The 2,280-nt window shown below is 71.2% G+C and carries 1 protein-coding gene; it reads left to right on the top strand.

The features are described from left to right. Positions 1-2,280 (top strand): acyltransferase domain-containing protein (locus tag AB0O48_RS34510; protein ID WP_365070192.1); only part of this gene is annotated, 2,280 nt, incomplete at both ends.

Below are 2,280 nucleotides of genomic sequence, written 5' to 3'. Positions count from 1 at the left end.
CGGTAGTCGGACATTCCCAAGGCGAGATCGCCGCCGCGCACATCGCCGGAGCACTGACCCTCGACGACGCCGCCAAAATCGTCGCCCTACGCAGCCGCGCCCTGGTGAGCGTGTCCGGCCGGGGTGCGATGGCATCGATCTCGCTGGGCCGGCCATCGGCCACCGACCGGCTCGTCCGATGGGCCGGCCGGTTGACCATCGCTACGGTGAACAGCCCGGGATCGGTCGTCGTCTCCGGCGATCAGGACGCCATCGAGGAGTTGCTGGCCGAATGCGAGACCGACGGCGTCCGGTCGCGTCGCGTACCGGTCGACTACGCCTCGCACTCCCCGCATGTCGAGCAGATCCGCGGACCGCTGCTGGACGCGTTGTCGGGCATCACCGCGAGCGCCTGCACCGTGCCGATGATGTCCACCGTCAGCGGCCAGTGGCACGAGGGCACTTTGGCAGCCGGCTATTGGTATGACAACCTGCGTCAGCCGGTGCAGTTCGAGCAGGCGACGCGTGCGTTGCTGGCCGACGGCCACACGTTGTTCGTCGAGATCAGCCCGCATCCGGTGCTGACCGTGGGTATCCAGGAAACCATTGACGACGCCAATTCCGACGCTGCGACGGTGGCGTCGCTGCGCCGTGACGAGGGGAGCTTCGACCGGTTCGTGACCGGCCTGGCCGAAGCGTTCGTCAAAGGCGCGCCAGTGACCTGGCCGGCCGTCTTCCCCGATGCTGCGAAGCCGCCGATACCGCTGCCCACCTACGCGTTCCAGCGGCAACGATTCTGGCTGCAACCTGCGGAAACGGCCGGCACTGACCCGATCAACCTCGGGCTGCGGTCGGTGAGTCACCCCATCCTGGCCGCGGCGACGGGACTGGCCGGGGATCAGCAACTGATGCTGACCGGCCGGGTGTCCCTGCAGTCGCACCCGTGGCTGGCCGACCACGCCGTGTCCGGGGTCGTGCTGCTGCCCGGCACCGCGCTCGTCGAGCTTGCCATCCGCGCCGGCGACGAGATTGGCTGTGATCAGCTGGAGGAACTGACCCTGCAGGTACCGCTGGTGGTGCCCGAGCACGGCGGCGTGGCCGTACAGGTACGTGTCGGTGCGGCAAACGCCGACGGACGACGAACCGTCAGCGTGCACTCGCGCCCCGACGACAGCGACCAACAGGATTGGACCGAGCACGCCGTTGGCACCGTGGCCACCATCAACGACGACGGTCTCCGCCCGGTGCCGGCCGACCTGACCGAATGGCCACCGCCCGACGCCGCCGCCGTCCCGCTGGACGGGCATTACGACATGGTCGCCCAGGCCGGCTACGGCTACGGACCTGCCTTCCAAGGCTTGCGCTCGGCCTGGCGGCGCGGCGACGAGGTGTTCGCCGACGTCGCCCTGCCGGCCGAGGCCCTCGACGACGCCGCCAGTTTCGGGCTGCATCCCGCGCTGCTCGACGCGGCCACCCATGCTCTCGCCTTCGCCGATTTGTTCGACGCCGGCCGACTGCACCTGCCGTTCGCCTGGGCCGGGGTGTCCCTACATGCCACCGGCGCCACCGCGGTCCGGGTACGGCTGGCCCCGACCGGTCCGGACACCGTCGCGGTCACGCTGGCAGACACCGCAGGCGAGCTCGTCCTGCACGCCGGCTCGCTGGTGATGCGGGCGGTGTCCGATGACCAACTCGACCGCGTCCGCGCCGATCACGGCGCCACCTTGCAGGCGGTGCAATGGACAGCTGTGCCGCGCCGTTCCGACGAACCGGCGGCCGGGCAGTGGGCGTTGCTCGGCCCCGTAGGCGCACCGCTGTACGCCGCCCTGCACGCCGCCGGTGTCCCGATCGAACAGCACACCGACCTGCCCGCGCTGGCCGCCGCAGCCACCACGGCTCCGCAGGTTGTCGTGCTGGACAGCACCGGCCCCACCACGGTCGACCAGCACACCGCCGCCCAAGCCGTGCACACCGCCACCGCCGACATACTTCGCACCGTTCAGGATTTCCTGGCCGAACCGCGGTGGACCACTTCGCAACTTCTTATCGTCACCCGGCAAGCCGTCGCGGTGACCGATGCCGACCAACTCGACCTGACCCACACCACAGTGTGGGGACTGATCCGCTCCGCCCAGTCGGAACACCCCGGTCGGCTGCTGCTGGCCGACCTCGACCACACCGACGCCGTGCAAGGCCTGACCGCCGTACCCGTCGGCGGCGAGCCGGGCCGGCCCGGCGCGCGCCCGCCCCGGCCCCCCCCCCCCCCCGCCCCCCCCCCCCCCCCCCCCCCCCCCCCCCCCC

Source organism: Micromonospora sp. NPDC085948, assembly GCF_040686315.1.
GTDB lineage: Bacteria > Actinomycetota > Actinomycetes > Mycobacteriales > Micromonosporaceae > Micromonospora.
The sequence above is the reverse complement of the archived record's forward strand: the minus strand, read 5'-3'. Positions and strand labels throughout refer to the sequence as shown.